Here is a 19,672-nt window from a genome sequence, read left to right as displayed (position 1 = left end):
CCTTCCTTGCGAACGGCTATTTCAAATAGGGGCGGATGACCCGCATGATCGCGGCGATCTCGTCGGCATCGTCGGGCGGCGCCTTGGCCGCGTCGGCAGTGCCGTGCATGGTCTCGCGCAAGTGACTTTCCAGCACCTCCGCCATCAGCCCGGTCGCTGCGCCGCGCAGCGCCGCGAGCTGCTGGAGCAACGCGCCGCATTCCTCGCCGCGCTCCACGGCGGCGATCAGGGCGTCGGCCTGCCCCTTGATCCGGCGCAGCCGCGTCACGGCGCGCTTCTTTTCTTCAGGCGTGTGAGGCATTGGGGGGCATCGAGCTTCGATCTGCCGGTCAGGCTATGGTACTCGGGGGGAGTATGTCAATGCGGACGACCTGCCGACATGAAAAAGGGCGGCAGCGTTGCCGCTGCCGCCCTTGCGCAGGCGCGATGTTCGGAAGGCTCAGAAGCTGTAGCCGAGCTTCACCTTGACGAGGTGCTGGCTGAAATTGGTCAGGTCGAGATTGCCGGGCTCGCCCTTGGCCTTGCCGGCGATCTGGATGTTGTAGGCGGCGGAGAGGGCGAGCTGCTTCGTCGCCTGCCAGAAGATGCCAGGGCCGGCGAAGGTGGCGTAGCCGGCTTCATTGCCGAAGCCGAGCTCGTTATGGGCGCGCATATGGCGGACCTCGCCGCTGAGATAGAGCCCGTCCGACACCTGCCAGGAAAGCGAACCGCCGACCGTGAAGGTGGATGAGCGCTGATAGGGTGATGGCCCGGTCCAGGTCAGATCCTGCGAGAGGTTGAGCGCGGCGTACAGTGTATTCGGGATCAGCGTCTTGTCGGCGAAGAGGCGGATGCCGGTGTTGTAGGTGGTGAAGCGGCCGGCGCCGTCCGGATCGGCGCGGTTGAAGCTGGGGTCGATCACGAGGGTCAGGCCGAGCCCGTGCATGTCCCGGCCGAGCAGCTTGTACTTCATCTCGACGCCGGCGCCCAAGGCGCCCGAGTCGGCGCTCACGCCGCCCGCCGAGGCATTCGTGAAGTTGCCCAGCACATAAGGGCCGACTTCGAAGCAGGGGAAGAGCCCGTAGGAGCCCTGCAAGGTAAGGGCGTGCCCGTTCGAGGAGCCGACGCGCGTGCCGAAGCCACCGTTATAGGTCAGGCTCGGGCCGAAGGAGCCCTTCTCCGCAACATCCGAGCCGGTGGTGAAGCCGAAGGCGTCGGTCGGGATGCCTTCGCTCTCGATACAGGCCGAGACGACTGGCGCCGGTGCGGGAGCGGCCTTGCGGGATGGCAGGTCGGCGGCGGAGGCGATGGAGGCGGCGCAGGTGCCGACGAGGGCGAGACCGAGGCGGGCGGAGAGGAGGGCGGAGGCCAGCTTCATAGCAGAAATTCCAGTTGAGTGGGAACCGGGCGCGTGCAAACCGCGCTCAGTCATCCGGGATCGGTGCAAGGATGCATTCGTGGCCCGCCTGCCGCGATAAAGGAGCCATAAGTATTGCGACAATCCATCCGGCTGTTGTGCCGCAGCAACAGAGACGGGTTTGTCAGCATGACGACTCCAGCGGGTGAGCGACGGTCATACGTTATTGCAAGTGATTTGCAATAGAGGGGCGCCTCCCGACGAACTATGGCGTGACCGCGACGGCGACGCGAGAGTTGGAATGCCTCTTGTTCCGTTATAAAGTTACATGTTGCGTTGCAGCAACAATCAGGCGGGCAGGGACAGCATCGCGATGCGGGCCAGGGCGCGCGGCGCGATCGCCGCCAGTTCCTCGACGGGTTTCCAGGCCGCGGCATGTACCTCCTCCGCCTGGGCAACCAATGGCCAGGCAGGATCGGCCAGGAAGAGGTATTGCAGATCGTGATGGATATGGTCCGGCTCGCCGCGCGCGGGCTTGCCGGGCACGTCGTGGCTGTCGATGGTGAAGGGCACGTCGCCGCCCGCGTGCCAGGGATGCAGGGACAGCCCCTGGACGCCGGTCTCCTCCTCAGCCTCGCGCGCCGCCGAGAGGTGGAAGTGCTCAGCCTCCTCCCAATGGCCTCCGGGCTGGAGCCAGCGACCGATCACGACATGGTCGATCAGCAGGATCTGCGCATGGTCGGGGGAGAGCACGAAAGCGCTGGTCGTGAGATGGCCGGGAAAGGTATCGCGGCGGTCGAGCACATGGCCCTCCGCCATCTGCCAGCGCAGCAGCGAGAGATGCTCGCGCGGGCCGGCGACCTCGCTCCGGTAGCGCGCGACGGCGCGGGAGAGGCGGGCGTGGAAGTCCATGGCGTTCAGCGGGTCTCTGCCGGCAGGGGCAATCGGTAGGATTCGAAATGGCCGTTCTTGCGGCCGTCATAGCCGATCAGGACGTTGAGCGCGCCGCGGCCCTCGGCCAGAACGGTCAGGGATTCCGCCTTGCCGCCGCCGCGGGCGGGCAGCTCGCCGAGGGTCTCAGCCGCCTCGGGCCGGGCCGTGTCGACCAACATCAGGGAATATGGGAGCGATTGCTCCTGTGCCGGGCCAAGCAGCGCGAGCAATCGCCCACCGGGCAGGGGGGCGAGGTCACGAATGCCGCGATCGCGCCCGGCCGGCAGCGCCACCACCGTCGGAGCCGCTGTCGCGGCCGCATGCCCGGGTGCGAAGAGCGCTGTGAGCGAAGCGCCGACGAGGAAGCTGCGGTCGCCGAGCGAAGGTGCGCGCAGGCCGGCCCAGAGCGTATCGCCGATGACGGCGATGCCTTCCACATTCAGCCCGTTGTCGTCCATCAGGCTCCGGCCGAAGAAGGCTCCCGCCTCGCCGGCCTGGCGCAGCATGTCGCTCAGGCGATAGGTCAGCTCGACGCGGCCGGTCGGGGCGCCTTCCACATCGACCTTGATCCGCGCCAGATGGAAGGCGGAGAGTCGGAATTCGCCCTTGTTGCGCGAGCAACCATGCGAACCCGCCAGATAGAAGGCGCCATCCGCATAGGCGACGGCCTCGCCGTCGAGTTCGGCAAAGCGGCCGGGGGCCCGGCAGATGCCCTGCGGCGGCTGGCCGAGGGTGTCGGGCGAAGCGTCCGTGCCGACGATCGGGAGCGTGGCGCGGGGCGTGATGCGGTTCTCCGCAATCCGGGCGAACTGGGCGAATGAGCCCTCGTCATTGATCAGCAAGCAGCGCTGGGCGCCGTTCGCGACCGGCATGCAGGCGAGGCCGCTGACATCGCGGGCCGGCTTGCCGGGCTTTTTGCCCGAGAAGTCGCCCAGCGTCCTGAAGCGCTGTTCGGGGGCGAGCGTCGCGGCCTGGGCGAAGGAGGCGCAAAGCAGGGCGGCGAGGAGGGGGAGAAGGCGGGGGCGCATGCGGCGAATCCAGACGAGAGGGCCGGATTGAGCGCGAGCGGCCCGCGGAAGTCAAAAGCGGTTTCGCGTTCTCCTTATGCATCGTTGATGTTGTCGCCCCTTGCCCTGTCTCGAATGGCTATGGCGGCGAAAATACCTTGTCCGTGCGGTCCCGGAGACCGTTCGGGAAACAGGATGATGCTCAGTATCCCTCGCAAACCCTTTGGCGGCCCGCTCGCGTTTCTGATCGGGCGAGACGTTGAAGGTCACTGGCTGGCCGTCGAGACCCATGGTCGCGGCGGCGGAATCTTCGCCGATCAGGGGGCCGCGCTGCGCTATGCCGTGTTCGAAGCCGGCCGCAGGCCACGCGCGGTCCGTATGACCGCGAAAACGCTCCGGCTGCTTTGAGGCGCGCCATGAACCACTGGCTTCACGGCACGTTCACAGCGCTGGTCACGCCCTTCGACGAAGACGCGATCGACTACGGCGCTCTGGAACGCCTCATTCACTGGCAGATCGCTCAGGGCGCCGACGGTATCGTGATCGGCACTGCCACAGGCGAGAACTCGACGCTGAACGAGGCGGAGCGCAGCGAACTTTGTGCTGCCGCCCGCCTCATCGCGGGCAGGCATGTCCCGGTGATCGCGGCCGTCGGCAGCTATGCCACGGCCGAGACGATTGCCGAGATCGTCGCCGCCGAGAAGGCCGGCGCCTCGGCGCTGCTGCTGCGCATGCCCTATTACAACAGGCCGACGCAGGCGGGGCTCGCGGCCCATGCGCTCGCGGCGGCGCAAGCAGCGGGTCTCGAGGTCATCCTCGACAATGATCCGGACCGCTGCAGCGTCGAGATCGCGTCGGAAACCCTCGAGATGCTCGCAGGCGCGGCGAACATTGTCGGCATCCTCGAACGGCGCGGCGATCTCGCGCGCTGCGACCGGATCGCGCGGCTGCGCGACCGCCGGTTCATGCGGCTCACCGGTGCGGCCGAAACTATCCCGGCCTATCTGCTCGCGGGTGGATGCGGGGCGGTCACCAGCGTCGGCAATCTCGCGCCGCATTGGCTGGCGCGGCTGGAGAGCGCGGCGCGCTCCGAGCTCTACGGGCAGGCGCAGATCCTGCAGCGGCGCCTCGTCCCGCTGCTCGACCTGCTGGCGCGGGAGCCCGATCCGGTGCTGGTCAAGCTCGCCTTGTCGATACTGCATCCCGGCATCGGCGCGGCCTGCCGCGCGCCGCTCGCCTCGGCGCGCTCCGAGCTCGCAACCTTCGTGCGTGATGTGATCGAGGATCTACCGCGCCCGCTCGCAGGGACGGTACCGGCCGCCGTGAGCCGGGGCGCGATGGGGCCTGCCCACCGCGCCTGACCGGCGTGGGGGAAGCGCCCGCAATGTTTCGGATGGAGACTTCAATGAGCACGATCGGCAGCTATCGTCGTCGCCGGGAAGCGATCTACCGGCATGTGCGCTCCTCGCCGGCCGGCGGCTGGAAAGCCGATCTCCTGCACCTCTTCGGGGCGGTGATCCTGCTTGCCGTGATTATCGGCGGGCGCGTCTGGTGGCACCTGAACTGACCACGAAAGCGAAAGGGCGCCACCATCTGGCGGCGCCCTTCCTGGACTGATCGGAGCTGTGTTCAGCCCAGCTTGGCGTAGGCGGGCACGGTGAGGAAGTCCTCGAAGTTCGGCGCCAGCGACAGCGTCTCGAAGAGCGCGATCGCTTCGGGGAACCTGCCCTTGGCATAGGCCTCCGCCCCGAGCTCGCCCTTCACCCTGTCCATCTCCTCGGGCAGGCAGCGCTTGAACAGCGCGGCATCGGCCTTGACCCCGCCTTCGAGTCCGACGCCGTACTGGACGAACTGCCAGATCTGGGCGCGGCTGATCTCGGCGGTCGCGGCATCCTCCATCATGTTGTAGATCGGCACCGCGCCGCGGCCGCGCAGCCAGGCCTCGATATACTGCACGCCGATGCGGATATTCTCGCGGAAGCCTTCCTCCGTGCGTGTGCCCTGATGGACCTCAAGCAGGTCCCTGGTGCCGATGTTCACGTCGTCGCGCTTCTTGCCGAGTTGGTTGGCCTGCGGCATCAGCCGGTCAAAGACCTCCATGGCGACCGGGACGAGGTCGGGATGGGCGACCCAGGTGCCGTCATGGCCATCGCCGGCCTCGCGCTCCTTGTCGGCCTTGACCTTGGCGAAGGCGGCGGCATTGGCCTCGGGGTTGTTCTTGACCGGGATCTGCGCCGCCATGCCGCCCATCGCGAAGGCGCCGCGCTTGTGGCAGGTCTTGATCAGCAGCAGCGAATAGGCGCGCAGGAAGGCCTTGGACATCACGACCTGCGACCGGTCGGGCAGGATATAGGCCTTGTTGCGGGCGAGCTTCTTGATGAAGGAGAAGATGTAGTCCCAGCGACCGCAGTTGAGGCCTGCCATGTGCTCGCGCAATTCGTAGAGGATCTCGTCCATCTCGAAGGCGGCGGGCAAGGTCTCGATCAGGACGGTCGCCTTGATCGTGCCGTTCTTCAGGCCGAGCGCCGATTGCGCGGCGACGAAGACGTCGTTCCAGAGCCGGGCCTCGAGATGGCTCTCCAGCTTCGGGAGGTAGAAATAGGGGCCGGAGCCGGCGGCCAGCGCCGCCTTGGCGTTATGGAAGACGTAGAGGCCGAAATCCATCAGGGAGCCGGAGGCCTCCTCGCCGTCGATCTCGATATGGCGCTCCGGCAGATGCCAGCCGCGCGGACGGATGATCAGGACCGCGGGCTTTTCCTTGAGCTTGTAGTCCTTGCCGTTTGACGGGTCGGTGAAGTCGATCTTGTTCGCCCAGCGGTCGCGGAGATTGATCTGGCCTTCGATCATGTTGGCCCAGACCGGCGAGGAAGCATCCTCGAAATCGGCCATGAAGACCTTTGCGCCGGAATTGAGCGCGTTGACGATCATCTTGCGGTCGACAGGGCCGGTGATCTCGACGCGGCGGTCCTGCAGATCGGCCGGGATGGGCGCGACGCTCCAGTCGCCTTCGCGGATATGCCGGGTCTCGGCCAGGAAGTCGGGCGTCTCGCCGGCGTCGAAGCGTTTCTGCCGCTCGGCGCGAACGGCGAGCAGCCGCTTGCGCGTTTCGTTGAAGCGGCGATGCAGGTCGGCGACGAAGGCGAGCGCTTCCGTGGTGAGGATCTCGTCGAAGCGCGGCTGCACGGCGCCCTTGATGACGACGCCGGAGGGCAGGGAGAGAGCGGGGGTGTCCGACATGGCTGCTCCTTTGGTGATCTGATCGCATTGTCCTGTGAAATCATTATTTTCAAAACGACAAAAAATGATCATCACTTGTTCTGAAGTGGCAATAATATTCCGCACGTCGAAGGCGATGTGACGTCGCGGTACCTATTTTACGGCAAAATATGCAGATAGGGCCGAGTTCCACGAATCGATTTTAGCAATTCGTAAGCTCCGACCCCCAACGCTCATCCGGCTCAATGCGGCAATCCGGCCCAGGATGAGATGTGATGGTCAAGCTCGCTTTCGTTTCGGAATTGATGCGGCGGTTGCGCCGCGATCAGCGCGGCAACGTGCTCGTCATGACCGGCTTCCTGACCCTTCCGCTGATCGGAATCGTCGGGGTCACCGTCGACTATGCGCGTGCCAGCAACGCCCGCCAAGCGCTGAGTTCGGCGATCGACTCCGCCTCGCTGATGGCCGCGCGCGATGCCCAGAAGCTGACCGACGCTCAGCTCCGGGACCGTATCGATTCCTGGATCCGCGACAACCTGCCAGCGAGCGTGAAGAGCGAGTTCGCTGGCGCGACGGTGTCGATCGACCGTACGGCGCGAACGATCAAAATCTCGGCGAATGCCAGTGTGGAGACGACGATCGGGCGCGTGCTCGGCCCTCAGTCCATCGCAGTTGCGAGCGATAGCCAATCGACCTGGGGCACCAACACGATCGAGCTCGCGCTGGTGCTCGACAATACCGGCTCGATGTCGTCCTCGGGAAAGATGACGGCGCTGAAACAGGCGTCGAAGGATCTGATTCAGATCATGAAAGACGCGACGATCGACACAGATCAGATTCGGATCTCGATCGTGCCGTTCAACACACAGGTTCGTATCGACCGAGCCCTGAAGGACGAGCAGTGGATCCGCTACGGCATGACCCGTTCGGTGACGATGACCTGCGATAAGAATGGCAATAACTGCAAGGCGCCGAGCGGTGCAGCTTCGTCGGATCCAACGATCTCGGGCTGCAAGACGAACAAGGGCGTGATGACCTGCACCGAGACCCTGACCAAGGCCAATTGGGCTAAGACCGAGGGCTGCATAGCTGACCGGGACCAGAGCTATGACGTCACCGATGGCGGGTCGTATTCCGCCAGCGCCCAGCAGTATCCGGCGACGTGGTGTGGCCAGACTTCGCTCGCGCAGACGATGGGGCTGAGTTCCGACTGGACAGCACTGTCAGCCAAAATCGATACGATGACGCCGGTCGGCGCCACCAACGTCACCATCGGCGCAGTCTGGGGCTGGGCGACGCTTTCGCCCGGCGCGCCCTACACTGAGGCAAAGCCAAATACGGAGCCGCGGCTGAAGAAGTATATGATCCTGCTGACCGATGGCGACAACACACAAAATCGTTTCGAAGGCGACGGTAGCACCTCGAATCCAAATATCGATGCACGGACGAAACTTGCTTGCGCGAACGTCAAGGCGGCGGGCGTCAATGTCTATACGATCCGAGTCATGGATGGAAACGCAGCGATGCTGCGTAACTGTGCTAGCGATGCGAGCATGTACTATGAGGTGACGAGCGCCTCCCAGTTGAGCCCGATCTTCAAGTCGATCGCGAACGAGATCAGCGCGGTGCGTCTGACGCACTGAAGCCGCCGCCGAGTTCCGCGAAGCGCGCCAGGAAGCGCGCTTGCGCTGCCTCGGTGTCGAGCGGATCGAGCCAGGCGATGACCTCGGCCGGCAGCGCCTGCGGCCGGCCGAAGAATTTCAGCGCCTCCGCGCGGGCGAAGCCGGCGAGCTGCGTCGCCTCGAAGAAGGCGGCGATGGTGTCGGCCTCCTTGGTTCTGCGCTTGAGCATCGCCGGCGTCGTCGCAGGCAAGCCGAAGCGCAGATGGATGGCCGTGAGCAGGCGCAGTTCCACGCTCTTATAGGCATCGCCCATCACCACCTTGAACGGCGAGATCATGTCGCCGATGACATATTCCGGCGCGTCGTGCAGCAGCGCCATCAGCCGCCAAGCATGGCTCCAGCCCGGATTGAGATGGCCCGCGATGGCCTCGACCAGGAGGCAATGCTGCGCGACCGAGAAGGAATGCGCGCCGCGCGTCTGGCCGTTCCAGCGGGCGACACGCGCAAGGCCATGGGCGATGTCCTCGATCTCGATGTCGAGCGGCGAGGGGTCGAGCAAGTCGAGCCGGCGGCCGGAGAGCATGCGCTGCCAGGCGCGCGGCGGTTCAAGCTTGCGGGCCATCAGGCGGCGGAGCGGGAGTCGCGAGCCAGTGCAGCGCATTCCGCATAGCGGAAGCAGCCGGTCAGGTGGTCGTTGACCAGCCCGCAGGCTTCCATGAAGGCGTAGACGATGGTCGGGCCGCAGAAGGTAAAGCCGGCTTTCTTCAGCTCCTTGGCGATCGTCTCCGACACCTTGGTCTGTGTAGGCACCTCTCCCTGCGTGCGATAGCTGTTCTGCAGCACGCGGCCGTCGAGATGCTTCCAGAGGAAATCGGCGAAGGGCTCGCGCTCGCTCAGCCTGAGATAGGCCTGTGCGCTCTTGATCGTGCCCTCGATCTTGCCGCGATGACGGATGATGCCGGGATCGGCGAGCAGGCGCTGGACATCGGCCTCGCCGAAGCGGGCGACCGCTTCCGGCTCGAAATCGGCGAAACCGGCGCGGAAGGCATCGCGCTTCCTGAGGATGGTGATCCAGGAGAGGCCGGCCTGGAAACCGTCGAGGATCAGCTTCTCCCAGAGCGCGCGGGAATCATATTCCGGCACGCCCCATTCAGTGTCGTGATAGGTGAGGTAGAGCGGGTCCGTGCCCGGCCAGCGGCAGCGGAACTTGCCGTCAGGCCCTTCGATCGCGATGCGCTCATCGCTCAAGACAATTGCCTCGCTCATAGGGCGACCTCTGCGGCTGCTCCGAAGCCCGGCTCGCCGGGCAAGGGGAAGCGGATGAAATCGGGCTTCTCCGCCAGATGGAAAGCGAGGCCGCCGCCGAGCGGCGTTTCGCCGGCCGCGAGTGCGTCGGCCAGCCGGTCGAGGCGGAGCATGGCGAGCGCCTTGCCGTTCGCGCCCGAGCCGATGCTGCCGATCATCTTGCCGCCGGCCACCGCCTCCGTGCCGGTCTCGGCGACGATGCCGTCGTCGAAGTCAACGGGCACGACGCGGGTGCGGGCGGTGCCGCGATGCTGCATGCGGGAGACGACCTCCTGGCCGATATAGCAGCCCTTCTTGAAGGAGACGCCGCCGAGCTGGTCGAGCAGCGCTTCGTGCGGGAAGGTGTCGCCATAGGGGAAGTCGCGCCCGCCGGCGGGTATGCCCAGCGCGATGCGGCGGGCGTGGTAGGCATCAGCCGTTGCCGTGACGAGATCGTCGATGCCCTCGGCATCGGCGATGGCCCGCTGGCCGAGTGCGGGCAGGCGCGGGTCGTCATAGACGAAGCCGGCGTCTTCCGGCAGCGGCGCGCCATCGGCGGAGGCGAGCACCGTGCTCTTCTCGGTGAGGTCCTCCAGCACGATCCTGGAGCGCAGCTTGTAGAGCTTCAGGCGTTTCATCAAATCGGGGGTCTGGAGCAGCGGAGTGTCGAGCAGGAAGCCGCCGCCGTCTTCCGGCGACAGCGCGACGATGAAGAAGTCGCAGATGATCTTGCCCTGCGGTGTCAGCAGCGCACCGTAGCCGGCGTGGCCCGGCGTGACCGGGTCGAGATCGTTGGTGACGAGGTTCTGCAGGAAGTCGCGGGCATCCTCGCCACTGACGCGGATGACACCGCGATCGATCAATCGGGTAGCGGACATGGGCAGCCGTTCCAGTTCTGATTCCGTGGCGGGCTCGTGCGGCCGAAAGGGAGCACTGCGCCACCCGAAAGCTGTTTCCACTTCCGAGACGGCGACTCTGCCGATAGGTAGGCCGCATCGCCCCTTTGCTCAACCGCCCGGAGAACCGCCATGCCGCAGACCTATGACGTCATCCTCAAGGGCGGCACGGTGGTGAACCAGGATGGCCGCGTTGCGCGCGACATCGGCATCACCGGCGGCAAGATCATGGCGCTGGGCGATCTCTCGCAGGCCTCGGCCGGTGAGGTGGTCGATTGCACCGGCCTGCATATCCTGCCGGGCGTGATCGACAGCCAGGTGCATTTCCGCGAGCCGGGGCTCGACCATAAGGAGGATCTGGAGACGGGCTCGCGCTCGGCCGCACTCGGCGGCGTGACCTGCGTCTTCGAGATGCCGAACACGATCCCGCAGACGACGACGCCGGAGGCTCTGGCCGACAAGATCAGGCGCGGCCGGCACCGCATGCATTGCGACTTCGCCTTCTGGGTCGGCGGCACGCATGAGAACGCTGCCGATGTGCCGGAGCTGGAGCGGCTGCCCGGCGCGGCCGGGATCAAGGTCTTCATGGGTTCCTCCACCGGCGACCTCCTGGTCGAGGATGACCGGGGCGTCGCCGAGATCCTGAAGCGCACGCGCCGCCGCGCCGCCTTCCATTCCGAAGACGAGATGATGCTGCGCGAGCGCATGCCGCTGCGCGTCGAGGGGGATCCGTCGAGCCATCCGGTCTGGCGTTCGCCGGAGGTAGCGCTGACCTGCACCAAGCGGCTGGTGCGGATCGCGCGCGAGACCGGCGCGCGCGTCCATATTCTGCATATCTCGACCGGCGAGGAGATGGTCTTCCTCAAGGACCATAAGGATGTCGCGACGGTCGAGGTGCTGCCGAACCATCTGACGCTGGTCGCGCCGGATTGCTACGAGCGGCTCGGCACCTACGCCCAGATGAACCCGCCGATCCGGGACGACAGTCATCGCCAGCGCATTTGGTGGGGCGTCGAGCAGGGCATCGTCGACGTGCTCGGCTCCGACCATGCGCCGCATACCCATGAGGAGAAGCACCACCCCTATCCGGCGAGCCATTCCGGCATGCCGGGCGTGCAGACGCTGGTGCCGATCATGCTCGACCATGTGAATGCCGGCCGGCTCACGCTGGAGCGCTTCGTCGACCTCAGCAGCGCCGGGCCGCAGCGCATCTTCGGGCTGGAAGGCAAGGGCCGGATCGCAGTCGGCTACGATGCCGATTTCACCGTCGTCGATCTCAAGCGCCGCGAGACGATCACCAAGGAGTGGAGCGCCTCGAAATGCGGCTGGACGCCCTATGACGGCGTCACCGTCACCGGCTGGCCGGTCGGCACCTTCGTGCGCGGCCTCAAGGTGATGTGGGAGGGAGAGCTAACGATGCCGTCGCAGGGCGAGCCGGCCCGATTCCTGGAGGCGCTGCCGCGCGGCGCCTGAAACGGATCGGCGCCGCCCGCGTTCGGCTCTGGATGAGCGCGCGGTCGGCTCCGCAAAAAAATCGAAAAAAGATTTCCGGCGCTGTCGATTCCAGCCGCGCCCGTTCGACGTGCAGTCAGAGAACGGGTTTCGGCGGTCCGCGCCGGAGCCGCCCGGTTCTCCCAAACCCAAGGAGAAGACCGATGCGTGTGATGGTTCTGGTCAAGGCCAGCAAGGACAGCGAAGCCGGCGTGATGCCGGACCCGGACGTCTTCGCGAAGATGGGTGTCTACAACGAGGAGCTGATCAAGGCTGGCATCCTACTCGCCGCAGAAGGCTTGCACCCGACTTCCAAGGGGCTGCGCATGCGCTTTTCCGGTAGCGAGCGGACGATCACGGACGGCCCCTTCGCCGAGACCAAGGAACTGCTCGCAGGCTTCTGGCTCTGGCAGGTGAAGTCCTTCGACGAAGCCGTCGAATGGCTGAAGCGCGCGCCCTTCGACGGCGGCACCGAGATCGAGCTGCGTTCCGTCTTCGAGATGGAGGAATTCGGCGAGATGGTGACTCCGGAGCGGCGCGAGCGGAAAGACCAGCTGCGCGCCGAAGCCGACAAGCGCATCAGCTGACCCGACCTGACATCCCAAATCCAAGGAGAAAACCGATGCGTTTCATGGTGATGGTCAAGGCGACCCCGGACAGCGAGGCCGGCGCTCCGCCGACCCAGGAACTGCTCGAGGCAATGATGGCCTATAACGAAGAGCTGGTGAAAGCCGGCATCATGAAGGGCGGCGACGGTCTGCAGCCCAGCTCGAAGGGTGCGCGTGTCCAGTTCGACGGCACGAAACGCGCCGTCGTCGACGGGCCCTTCGCCGAGACCAAGGAACTTGTGGCCGGCTACTGGCTCTGGGAATGCGCTTCGCTCGACGAAGCCATCGCCTGGGTCAAGCGTTGCCCGAACCCGATGCCCGGCCCGTCCGAAATCGAGATCCGGCCGCTGTTCGAATTGGCCGATTTCGGTGAGATCGTCACGCCGGAAACTGCGGCGCAGTGGGATCGCCTGAAGGCCGAGTCCGAGCGGCAGGGCTGACCGACCGACGCCTCGCCTGCGACCCTTGCCAGCCGATGGGCTGATGGTGTGTATCGCTTCCCATGTCGGGCAGCGATGCACACCGCACCATCGAGACGGTCTGGCGCATGGAGGCGCCCCGGCTGATCGCGGGCCTTGCGCGTCTGACCCGCGATGTCGGCCGGGCCGAGGAACTGGCGCAGGACGCGCTGGTCGCGGCGCTCAGGCAATGGCCCGAGGAGGGCGTGCCACGCAATCCGGCTGCCTGGCTGATGCAGGTCGCCAAGCACCGCGCCGCCGATGCCGCCCGCCACGAGATCATGGCCCGGCGCAAGCAGGACGAGATCGGCCGCGATATCGACGGCGAAAGGCCGGCGATGCCCGATCTCGACGAAGCGCTCGATGACGCGGTTGGCGACGACCTGTTGCGCCTGATCTTCACCGCCTGCCATCCGGTGTTGCCCAAGGAAGCGCGGATCGCGCTGACGCTCAGATTGCTTGGGGGCCTGACGACCGAGGAGATCGCCCGCGCTTTCTTGGTGCCGGAGCCGACCATGGCGCAGCGCATCGTGCGGGCGAAGAAGACGCTGAGCGAGGCGAAGGTCCCCTATGAGGTGCCTGCCGGCGCCGAGCTCGGCGAGCGCCTGGCCTCGGTGCTGGAGGTCGTCTACCTGATCTTCAACGAGGGCTATGCCGCGACGGCAGGGCAGGATTGGGTGCGGCCGGCGCTGTGCGAGGAAGCGCTCAGGCTCGGGCGCGTTCTCGCGGCGCGGGCGCCTGACGAGCCGGAGGTGCATGGGCTTGTCGCGCTGATGGAGCTGCAGGCCTCGCGGCTCAGGGCGCGCATCGGCCCCGACGGCGAGCCGATCCTCCTGCTAGACCAGAATCGTGCGCGCTGGGACCGGCTGCTGATCGGGCGAGGGGTCGCGGCGCTGGAACGGGCGCAGCGGCTCGCCGGCGCCGCGCCGGGGCCCTATCTGCTGCAGGCAGCGCTGGCAGCCTGCCATGCTCGCGCGCGAACGGCGGAGGAGACAGACTGGCAGCGAATCGCGGCGCTCTACGCGGTGCTCGGCCGGGTGATGCCGTCGCCGATCGTCGAGCTCAACCGGGCCGTAGCGGTCGGCATGGCTGAAGGGCCGGCAGCGGGCTTGGAACTGGTCGAGGCGCTGGGTAGCGAGCCGTCGCTCAAGCGCTACCACCTGCTGCCGAGCGTGCGCGGCGACCTGTTGTCCAAGCTCGGCCGGCACCGGGAAGCGGCGGAGGCCTTCGAGCAGGCGGTGGCGCTGACGGGTAACGTCAAGGAACGGGCGTTGATGGAAGCGCGGGCGGCGAGGGCCCGCACCGCGGCAGATTAGTGCCGCGTGCCGATGGTGAAGGCGCCGCAGCGCACCTTCTCGGGGAGGGTCTCGGTGAAGACGGCCGTGGCTTCCTCGCCATAGGTCTCGACCAGTGTGCGCAACGCCGCAAAGAGCGCGGCATGCGCGAGCGCATCCGAATCGAGCCCGTCCTGCTGGGCCTCGGTGAAGGCGTCCTCGACATAGCCATAGGCGACGCGGCGCGCATCGCCGTGGTCTTCGGCGAGATTCGGGTCGAGCATCGTGTCTTCGGGCTGGATCGGCATCGAAACGGGACTCTGCGCCTTCAATCTGATGCGAATCGCGCCGGTTGTGACCCGGATCGCGACGGTTGGGCGATGCTCAAGTCATAAGCCGTGCCAGAGCGGCACGCTACCGCGGTGTTTAAGAAAGGTTAACGCGACCGGAAGAATTCCACCGAAGATCGCATTCGGGCAACAGCTGTTGCCTATCCGCCATAACGGCTCGCCAGCGCCCGCGACAGGGCCTCGCCTTCGGCCGCGAGGCGCGCGGATGCCTCCTGGCTGGCATCGGTGCAGGAACGGTGGGTCAGCGAATAGGCCTTGAAGCCGCGGTTGAAGGCGGCGGTCAGGCGGTCGCGCCGTTGCGGGGTGCGCCCTTCGGCATCGAGCAGGGCAGCCATGCGGGCGCGCCAGTCCTGCGCCTCCTTGCCGCCGCAGAGCGTGCGCAGATAGGCAAGCGACCCCATGATCTCGGCGAGCTGGAGAAGCTGCGGCTCATAGGGCGGCCCGTCCGGCTCCTGGACGGGCGGCTCGGCAGGCTTGGCCGCGGGCGGCTTTGCCGGCTGCGGCGTGCGTTGCTGCGCCTGGGAAACCATCGGAGCGAGGAGGACAAGGGCCAGAATGGCCCAGGCGCGCGCACCGCGCATCATGCCGCACCGCGGGCCGTGAACAGGCTGTGAGCCCGGCGCAGCACGTCTGCGAGTTCGCGCGTGGTTGCGAGCCCGCCGAGCTTCAGCGGATCGGCCCACATCACGGCCCCGGCCTCCGGACCGGGTTGCGGTTCGCCGGAGAGCCACTCGCCGACGAAGGAGGCGACGACGAAGTGATGCGTCACGCCGCCCTTGGCGTCGCGGCCGAAGATCTCGACATGGCGGTTGAAGCCGAGGATGCGGGCGGTGACGCCGACCTCCTCCTCAAGTTCGCGCAGGGCCGCCTGCTCGAGCGTCTCGCCAACCTCGACCTTGCCGCCGGGCAGCGACCAGAGCTGCTCGGCCGGCGGTTTGGTGCGAGTCGCCAGCAGCACCTTGCCGTCGCGGAAGACAGCGACCGAGGCCGCGAGCACAGGCCGGGCCGCCGCGCGGCCCGCGGCCGGGAAGCGGATGACCTGGCCGCTGTCGGCCGTCATGCTGCCACGTCCCGCATCAAACGTGCTGTCCGCCGTTGATGTGCAATTCCGAGCCGGTGACATAGCTCGAAGCGTCCGTGCAGAGGAAATAGATCGCCTTGGCGACCTCGTCGGTCTTGCCCAGCCGCTTCATCGGCAGGGTGGCGACGATCTTCTCGGTGCCCGGCGACAGGATCGCCGTGTCGATCTCGCCGGGCGAGATGGCGTTGACCCGGATGCCGAGCGGGCCGAAATCGGCGGCCATCTCGCGGGTGAGACTGGCGAGCGCGGCCTTCGAGGTCGCGTAGGCCGCGCCGGCGAAGGGGTGGACGCGAGAACCCGCGATCGATGTGACGTTGACGATGGCGCCCTGGGCGGCGGTCAACTCGTCGAGCAGGCCGCGCGCCAGCATGATCGGCGCGAAGAAATTGACCTGGAAGACCTTGTGCCAGTCGTTGAAGGAGGTGGTCGCGGCGCCGAGCCGCTCGCCATTGCGCCCCTTCGGCGAGATGCCGGCGTTGTTGACGAGGGCGTTGAGCTTGCCGCCCTCGGCCACGAGGCGCTTCTTGATCTCCGCGATGCCGCGCATCGTGTCCTCGGGGTCGCCCAGGTCGATCTGGACATGGTCGTCGGCGCCCGAGGGCCAGGGGCATTTCTCGGAGAAGCCCTGGCGCGAGCAGGACAGGATGCGCCAGCCGGCCATGGCGAACTGCATCACCGTGGCGTGGCCGATGCCGCGGCTCGCCCCGGTCAGCAGCATGACCGGGCGCTTGCCCGCTTCGGTCTTTGGAAAATCGAACTTCGGCATCGCCATGGGCGGGATGTCCTTCAAGGGTAGAAGCGCGTCTTGGTCCAGGGCTCGCCGGCCGCGCCGCGTCGGAAGACGCTGCGGTCATGCAGGCGGAAGGCGCCATCGCGCCAGAACTCGATATAGAGCGGGGTGATGCGAAAGCCACGCCAATAGGGCGGGCGCGGGATCTCGCCGAGGCCGAATTTGAGCGTATAGGCGGCGACAGCCTTCTCCAGCGCGAAACGGCTCTCCAGCGGGCGCGACTGCTGCGAGGCCCAGGCGCCGATCCGGCTGTCGCGCGGGCGGGACTGGAAATAGGCGTCCGATTCGGCGTCGCTGACGAGGGCGACGGTGCCGCGGATGCGGATCTGCCGGCGCAGGCTCTTCCAGTGGAACAGGGCGGCGGCCTTGGGCTGGCGGAGCAATTCCTCGCCCTTCTGGCTTTCGGTGTTGGTGTAGAAGACGAAACCGTCCGGCCCGTGGCCCTTCAGCAGCACCATGCGGCTATTGGGCAGGCCGTCGGCGTCGACGGTCGAAAGCGCCATGCCGGTCGGGTCGTTCGGCTCGGACTTCGTCGCTTCGTCCAACCACTTCTGGAACAAGGCGAAAGGCTCGTTTTCCTCGGTGAAGTCACCGCTCGTTAACGGTTGCACGTTCTAATCCTCGGTCAGTGGAAGTTGGGCGTCGGGCGAGCGCAAGTGATCCGGTTTCGGGCGGTTGGTTTATATAGGGCAGGGGCCGGAGCGTTCCAAAGCCTTCCTGATCGCGCAGCCCCCATGCGTCCGCTGATGGCTGTGGCCATGCTGGCGCTGTTCTCAGCCGGCTGTTCGGTCTCGTTTCCGATTCTCGGCCTGTCGAGCAAGAGCGAGGATGAGGTTGCGACCACCTCGGCAGTCCTGCCCTCGCGCGGCGGCGACCGGCCGGCGGCGCTCGCGAGTCTTTCGGCCGAGCTCGGTCCCGAAGACATGCGCCGCGCCGACGGGGCGATGGGCGTTGCGCTCGACCCGCAGGGCAATGGCGCCGCCGTGTCCTGGGACAACCCCCAGAGCGGCATCAAGGGGTCCTTCGTTCCGGTCGGTGGTCCATTCCTGCGCTCGGACGAGATCTGCCGCGCCTTCATCGCCAGCGTCCAGACTCAGGTTCGGCCGGTGAAGCTGCAGGGCACCGCCTGCCGCCCGTCCGGCGGCGAATGGGCGGTCAAGGATGTCTCTCCCTGGAAGGGCGTGAGCTGACGCAGGCCATGCGCTTGCCTCGACGTTGCTACGGGTGCAGAACGGCGCCGCGAAGGTGTTGCGCTCGCGCCACACCATCCCCAGATTAGGCGAAGTGGACGGCTGGCGGCTTGGGCGCCGGGAGTTCGACTTTGCGTGAAAACGAGGTTTTGGATGCGCGATCCCTATCAGGTTCTGGGCGTCGCCCGCGGCGCGAGCGATGCGGAGATCAAGAAGGCCTTCCGCCGCCGCGCCAAGGAGCTGCACCCGGACCGCAACCAGGAAGATCCGAAGGCGCAGGACCGCTTCTCCGAGCTGAATACCGCCTATGAGATCCTGGGCGACGAGACCAAGCGCAAGCAGTTCGACCGCGGCGAGATCGATGCCGCGGGCAAGCCGAAGTTCCAGGGCTTCGAGGGCATGGGCGCCGGCCGCGGCGGACGCAATGGCGGCTTTGAATTCAATTTCGGCCAGGGCGGCAACCCCTTCGGTGGGCGCGGCGGCGCGCAACCCGGCGGCGGCCAGCCGGGTGGCGATGCCGGCTTCGACGCTTCCGACATCTTTTCCTCGCTCTTTGGCGAGGCGAGCCGGCGCTCGCGCGGCCGGCCCGAGCCGCAGAAGCCGCCGGAGCAGAGCTTCACGCTGGAGGTCACGCTGGCGCAGGCCGTGACCGGCGGCGCGCGCCGGGTCAAGCTGCCGACCGGGCGCGAGGTCGAGATCACGATCCCCGAGGGCGTCACCGATGGCAAGGTGATGCGCCTGCGTGGACTGGGCCAGACCGATCCGTTCTCCGGTGAGACCGGCGACGTGATGATGACGATCAAGATCAAGCCGGACCCGCGCTTCACGGTCGACGGCAAGGATCTGCGCACCCGCGTCGCGGTGCCGCTCGCCAAGGCGGTGCTCGGCGGGCCGCTGCACGTCCCGACGCTGACCGGCGCCGTCGAGATGACGATCCCGCCGCTGACCGGCACGACCAAGCAGTTCCGCCTGCGCGGCAAAGGGCTCAAGGGCGAAAAGGGCGCGGTTGGCGACCTCTTCGTCGCGATCGACATCGAGATGCCGGCAAGCGACGCCGAGCTGACCGCCCTGATGAAGACGCGCAGCGACACGGACTGACCTTTCAGCCTGCTGCGATGAGCTTTTGCCGGCCTTGATCGGAGGAAAATGCCCCCGATTGGGGCCGGATGCATGATTCAGCCGTGGAGGCCGTCGTCAAAAGCGGTTCCCACTTCCCTGCGACTGTTCTAAGAGACCTGCTCATCGTTCATCTGCGGGTCCCCCATGCCTGATTCCAACGCCGTTTCGCCGACCGCCAATCTCCTCAAGGGCAAGCGCGGACTCGTGATGGGCGTCGCGAACAACCGCTCCATCGCCTGGGGCATCGCCAAGGCGGCGGCCGACGCGGGCGCGGAACTCGCCTTCACCTATCAGGGCGATGCGCTGAAGAAGCGGGTGGAGCCGCTCGCCAAGGAACTGGGCGGCCATGTCGTCGGCCATTGCGACGTCACCGACGGCGCGACGATCGACGCGGTCTTCGCCGAGGTCGAGAAGCTCTGGGGCAAGCTCGACTTCGTCGTCCACTGCATCGCCTTCTCCGACAAGGACGAGCTGACCGGCCGCTATGTCGAGACCACCGAGGCGAACTTCTCCAAGTCGCTGCTGATCTCCTGCTACTCCTTCACAGCGATCACCCAGCGCGCCGAGAAGCTGATGCCGGATGGCGGCTCGCTGCTGACGCTGACCTATTACGGCGCCGAGAAGTGGATGCCGCATTACAACGTGATGGGCATCGCGAAGGCGGCGCTGGAATCGAGCGTGCAGTATCTCGCCGCCGATCTCGGGCCCTCGAAGATCCGCGTCAACGCGATCTCGGCTGGTCCAATCAAGACGCTGGCCGCCTCCGGCATCGGCGATTTCCGCTACATCCTGCGCTGGAACGAATACAACTCGCCGTTGCGCCGCACCGTCACCATCGAGGAGGTCGGCGAGACCGCGGTGTTCCTCGTCTCCGACATGTCGCGCGGCATCACCGGCGAGATCATGCATGTCGATGCCGGCTACCATGTCGTCGGCATGAAGGTGCCGACCGCGCCGGACATTTCGCTCGACAAGGGCGAGTGAGCATGAGCATCGGAACGGAAAGTGGCATCCGCT

The 19,672-nt window shown here is 66.6% G+C and carries 24 protein-coding genes; 11 read left to right on the top strand and 13 right to left on the bottom strand.

The window, feature by feature from the left end; all coding sequences use genetic code 11:
* Positions 1 to 16: 16 nt before the first annotated feature.
* The 4 genes from AB4Z16_RS04600 to AB4Z16_RS04585 form a co-directional block, all read right to left on the bottom strand.
* On the bottom strand, positions 17 to 301 hold the full coding sequence (locus AB4Z16_RS04600) for a metal-sensing transcriptional repressor (protein WP_441510165.1): 285 nt from the start codon (positions 299 to 301) through the stop codon (positions 17 to 19).
* A 138-nt stretch (positions 302 to 439) separates the two neighbouring features.
* The gene (locus AB4Z16_RS04595) at positions 440 to 1,357 is read right to left on the bottom strand and encodes a hypothetical protein (protein ID WP_441510164.1); all 918 of its coding nucleotides are present in this window, start codon (positions 1,355 to 1,357) and stop codon (positions 440 to 442) included.
* A 327-nt stretch (positions 1,358 to 1,684) separates the two neighbouring features.
* Positions 1,685 to 2,248, bottom strand: coding sequence for an NUDIX hydrolase (locus AB4Z16_RS04590; RefSeq protein WP_441510163.1), 564 nt, complete (start codon positions 2,246 to 2,248; stop codon positions 1,685 to 1,687).
* A gap of 5 nt (positions 2,249 to 2,253) precedes the next feature.
* Positions 2,254 to 3,297, bottom strand: a complete 1,044-nt coding sequence (locus tag AB4Z16_RS04585; RefSeq protein ID WP_441510162.1) for a DUF3616 domain-containing protein — start codon at positions 3,295 to 3,297, stop codon at positions 2,254 to 2,256.
* A 174-nt stretch (positions 3,298 to 3,471) separates the two neighbouring features.
* On the opposite strand from AB4Z16_RS04585, the gene AB4Z16_RS04580 reads away from it, so the two are divergent.
* The 3 genes from AB4Z16_RS04580 to AB4Z16_RS04570 are packed head-to-tail and all read left to right on the top strand — an operon-like array spanning position 3,472 to position 4,843.
* Entirely contained in the window at positions 3,472 to 3,684 is a 213-nt protein-coding gene (locus AB4Z16_RS04580) for a hypothetical protein (protein ID WP_441510161.1), read from the top strand.
* A gap of 8 nt (positions 3,685 to 3,692) precedes the next feature.
* On the top strand, positions 3,693 to 4,637 hold the full coding sequence (locus AB4Z16_RS04575; RefSeq protein WP_441510160.1) for a dihydrodipicolinate synthase family protein: 945 nt from the start codon (positions 3,693 to 3,695) through the stop codon (positions 4,635 to 4,637).
* 44 nt (positions 4,638 to 4,681) lie between these two features.
* Positions 4,682 to 4,843, top strand: a complete 162-nt coding sequence (locus AB4Z16_RS04570) for a hypothetical protein (RefSeq protein ID WP_441510159.1) — start codon at positions 4,682 to 4,684, stop codon at positions 4,841 to 4,843.
* Positions 4,844 to 4,905: 62 nt separating this feature from the next.
* Here AB4Z16_RS04570 and aceB read toward each other — a convergent pair whose 3' ends face one another.
* Entirely contained in the window at positions 4,906 to 6,513 is a 1,608-nt protein-coding gene (gene aceB, locus AB4Z16_RS04565; RefSeq protein ID WP_441510158.1) for a malate synthase A, read from the bottom strand.
* A 254-nt stretch (positions 6,514 to 6,767) separates the two neighbouring features.
* Between aceB and AB4Z16_RS04560 the strand changes: the two genes are divergently transcribed.
* Positions 6,768 to 8,135, top strand: a complete 1,368-nt coding sequence (locus AB4Z16_RS04560; protein WP_441510157.1) for a pilus assembly protein TadG-related protein — start codon at positions 6,768 to 6,770, stop codon at positions 8,133 to 8,135.
* On the opposite strand, the gene AB4Z16_RS04555 is transcribed toward AB4Z16_RS04560, so the two are convergent.
* Genes AB4Z16_RS04555 through ygfZ form a run of 3 tightly spaced genes read right to left on the bottom strand, consistent with a single transcriptional unit; the run spans position 8,110 to position 10,276 of the window.
* Positions 8,110 to 8,736: a YfbR-like 5'-deoxynucleotidase gene (locus AB4Z16_RS04555; RefSeq protein ID WP_441510156.1), complete on the bottom strand. Its 627-nt coding sequence runs from the start codon at positions 8,734 to 8,736 to the stop codon at positions 8,110 to 8,112. The two genes, AB4Z16_RS04560 and AB4Z16_RS04555, sit on opposite strands and share 26 nt — an antisense overlap.
* A complete protein-coding gene (locus tag AB4Z16_RS04550) occupies positions 8,736 to 9,380 on the bottom strand; it encodes a DNA-3-methyladenine glycosylase I (protein ID WP_441510155.1) in 645 nt (214 codons plus the stop codon). The genes AB4Z16_RS04555 and AB4Z16_RS04550 overlap by 1 nt, the downstream gene beginning before the upstream one ends.
* On the bottom strand, positions 9,377 to 10,276 hold the full coding sequence (gene ygfZ / locus AB4Z16_RS04545; protein ID WP_441510154.1) for a CAF17-like 4Fe-4S cluster assembly/insertion protein YgfZ: 900 nt from the start codon (positions 10,274 to 10,276) through the stop codon (positions 9,377 to 9,379). Before ygfZ ends, AB4Z16_RS04550 begins: the two co-directional genes overlap by 4 nt.
* A 150-nt stretch (positions 10,277 to 10,426) precedes the next feature.
* Between ygfZ and AB4Z16_RS04540 the strand changes: the two genes are divergently transcribed.
* The 4 genes from AB4Z16_RS04540 to AB4Z16_RS04525 all read left to right on the top strand — a co-directional run bounded on the left by AB4Z16_RS04540 (position 10,427) and on the right by AB4Z16_RS04525 (position 14,167).
* The gene (locus tag AB4Z16_RS04540; RefSeq protein ID WP_441510153.1) at positions 10,427 to 11,767 is read left to right on the top strand and encodes a dihydroorotase; all 1,341 of its coding nucleotides are present in this window, start codon (positions 10,427 to 10,429) and stop codon (positions 11,765 to 11,767) included.
* A gap of 182 nt (positions 11,768 to 11,949) precedes the next feature.
* Positions 11,950 to 12,372, top strand: a complete 423-nt coding sequence (locus AB4Z16_RS04535; protein ID WP_441510152.1) for a YciI family protein — start codon at positions 11,950 to 11,952, stop codon at positions 12,370 to 12,372.
* Between the two features lie 35 nt (positions 12,373 to 12,407).
* Positions 12,408 to 12,833, top strand: coding sequence for a YciI family protein (locus tag AB4Z16_RS04530; protein WP_441510151.1), 426 nt, complete (start codon positions 12,408 to 12,410; stop codon positions 12,831 to 12,833).
* A gap of 62 nt (positions 12,834 to 12,895) precedes the next feature.
* Positions 12,896 to 14,167 carry an RNA polymerase sigma factor gene (locus tag AB4Z16_RS04525; RefSeq protein ID WP_441510150.1) on the top strand — a complete coding sequence of 424 codons (1,272 nt, stop codon included), beginning with the start codon at positions 12,896 to 12,898 and terminating at the stop codon, positions 14,165 to 14,167.
* Here AB4Z16_RS04525 and AB4Z16_RS04520 read toward each other — a convergent pair.
* The 5 genes from AB4Z16_RS04520 to pdxH all read right to left on the bottom strand — a co-directional run bounded on the left by AB4Z16_RS04520 (position 14,164) and on the right by pdxH (position 16,957).
* Positions 14,164 to 14,433 carry a hypothetical protein gene (locus tag AB4Z16_RS04520; protein ID WP_441510149.1) on the bottom strand — a complete coding sequence of 90 codons (270 nt, stop codon included), beginning with the start codon at positions 14,431 to 14,433 and terminating at the stop codon, positions 14,164 to 14,166. The genes AB4Z16_RS04525 and AB4Z16_RS04520 overlap by 4 nt on opposite strands.
* Positions 14,434 to 14,615: 182 nt before the next feature.
* The gene (locus tag AB4Z16_RS04515; RefSeq protein ID WP_441510148.1) at positions 14,616 to 15,059 is read right to left on the bottom strand and encodes a TIGR02301 family protein; all 444 of its coding nucleotides are present in this window, start codon (positions 15,057 to 15,059) and stop codon (positions 14,616 to 14,618) included.
* The gene (locus AB4Z16_RS04510) at positions 15,056 to 15,535 is read right to left on the bottom strand and encodes an NUDIX hydrolase (RefSeq protein WP_441510147.1); all 480 of its coding nucleotides are present in this window, start codon (positions 15,533 to 15,535) and stop codon (positions 15,056 to 15,058) included. The genes AB4Z16_RS04515 and AB4Z16_RS04510 overlap by 4 nt, the downstream gene beginning before the upstream one ends.
* A 16-nt stretch (positions 15,536 to 15,551) precedes the next feature.
* Positions 15,552 to 16,328, bottom strand: a complete 777-nt coding sequence (locus AB4Z16_RS04505) for an SDR family NAD(P)-dependent oxidoreductase (RefSeq protein ID WP_441510146.1) — start codon at positions 16,326 to 16,328, stop codon at positions 15,552 to 15,554.
* Positions 16,329 to 16,342: 14 nt separating this feature from the next.
* Positions 16,343 to 16,957: a pyridoxamine 5'-phosphate oxidase gene (gene pdxH / locus AB4Z16_RS04500; protein WP_441510145.1), complete on the bottom strand. Its 615-nt coding sequence runs from the start codon at positions 16,955 to 16,957 to the stop codon at positions 16,343 to 16,345.
* Between the two features lie 123 nt (positions 16,958 to 17,080).
* On the opposite strand from pdxH, the gene AB4Z16_RS04495 reads away from it, so the two are divergent.
* From AB4Z16_RS04495 to fabI, 3 genes are all read left to right on the top strand, one after another.
* On the top strand, positions 17,081 to 17,536 hold the full coding sequence (locus AB4Z16_RS04495; protein WP_441510144.1) for an RT0821/Lpp0805 family surface protein: 456 nt from the start codon (positions 17,081 to 17,083) through the stop codon (positions 17,534 to 17,536).
* A 153-nt stretch (positions 17,537 to 17,689) separates the two neighbouring features.
* Positions 17,690 to 18,634 carry a DnaJ C-terminal domain-containing protein gene (locus AB4Z16_RS04490; protein WP_441510143.1) on the top strand — a complete coding sequence of 315 codons (945 nt, stop codon included), beginning with the start codon at positions 17,690 to 17,692 and terminating at the stop codon, positions 18,632 to 18,634.
* A 165-nt stretch (positions 18,635 to 18,799) separates the two neighbouring features.
* Positions 18,800 to 19,639 (top strand): enoyl-ACP reductase FabI, encoded by an 840-nt coding sequence (fabI, locus tag AB4Z16_RS04485; protein ID WP_038359560.1) that lies wholly within the window; start codon positions 18,800 to 18,802, stop codon positions 19,637 to 19,639.
* The last annotated feature ends 33 nt before the right edge of the window (positions 19,640 to 19,672 follow it).

Origin of the sequence: Allobosea sp. TAF32, from assembly GCF_052113585.1 — a bacterium.
Lineage (GTDB): Bacteria > Pseudomonadota > Alphaproteobacteria > Rhizobiales > Beijerinckiaceae > Allobosea.
Note: the sequence above shows the minus strand (reverse complement) of the source record. Positions and strands in the feature narration are given on the sequence as shown.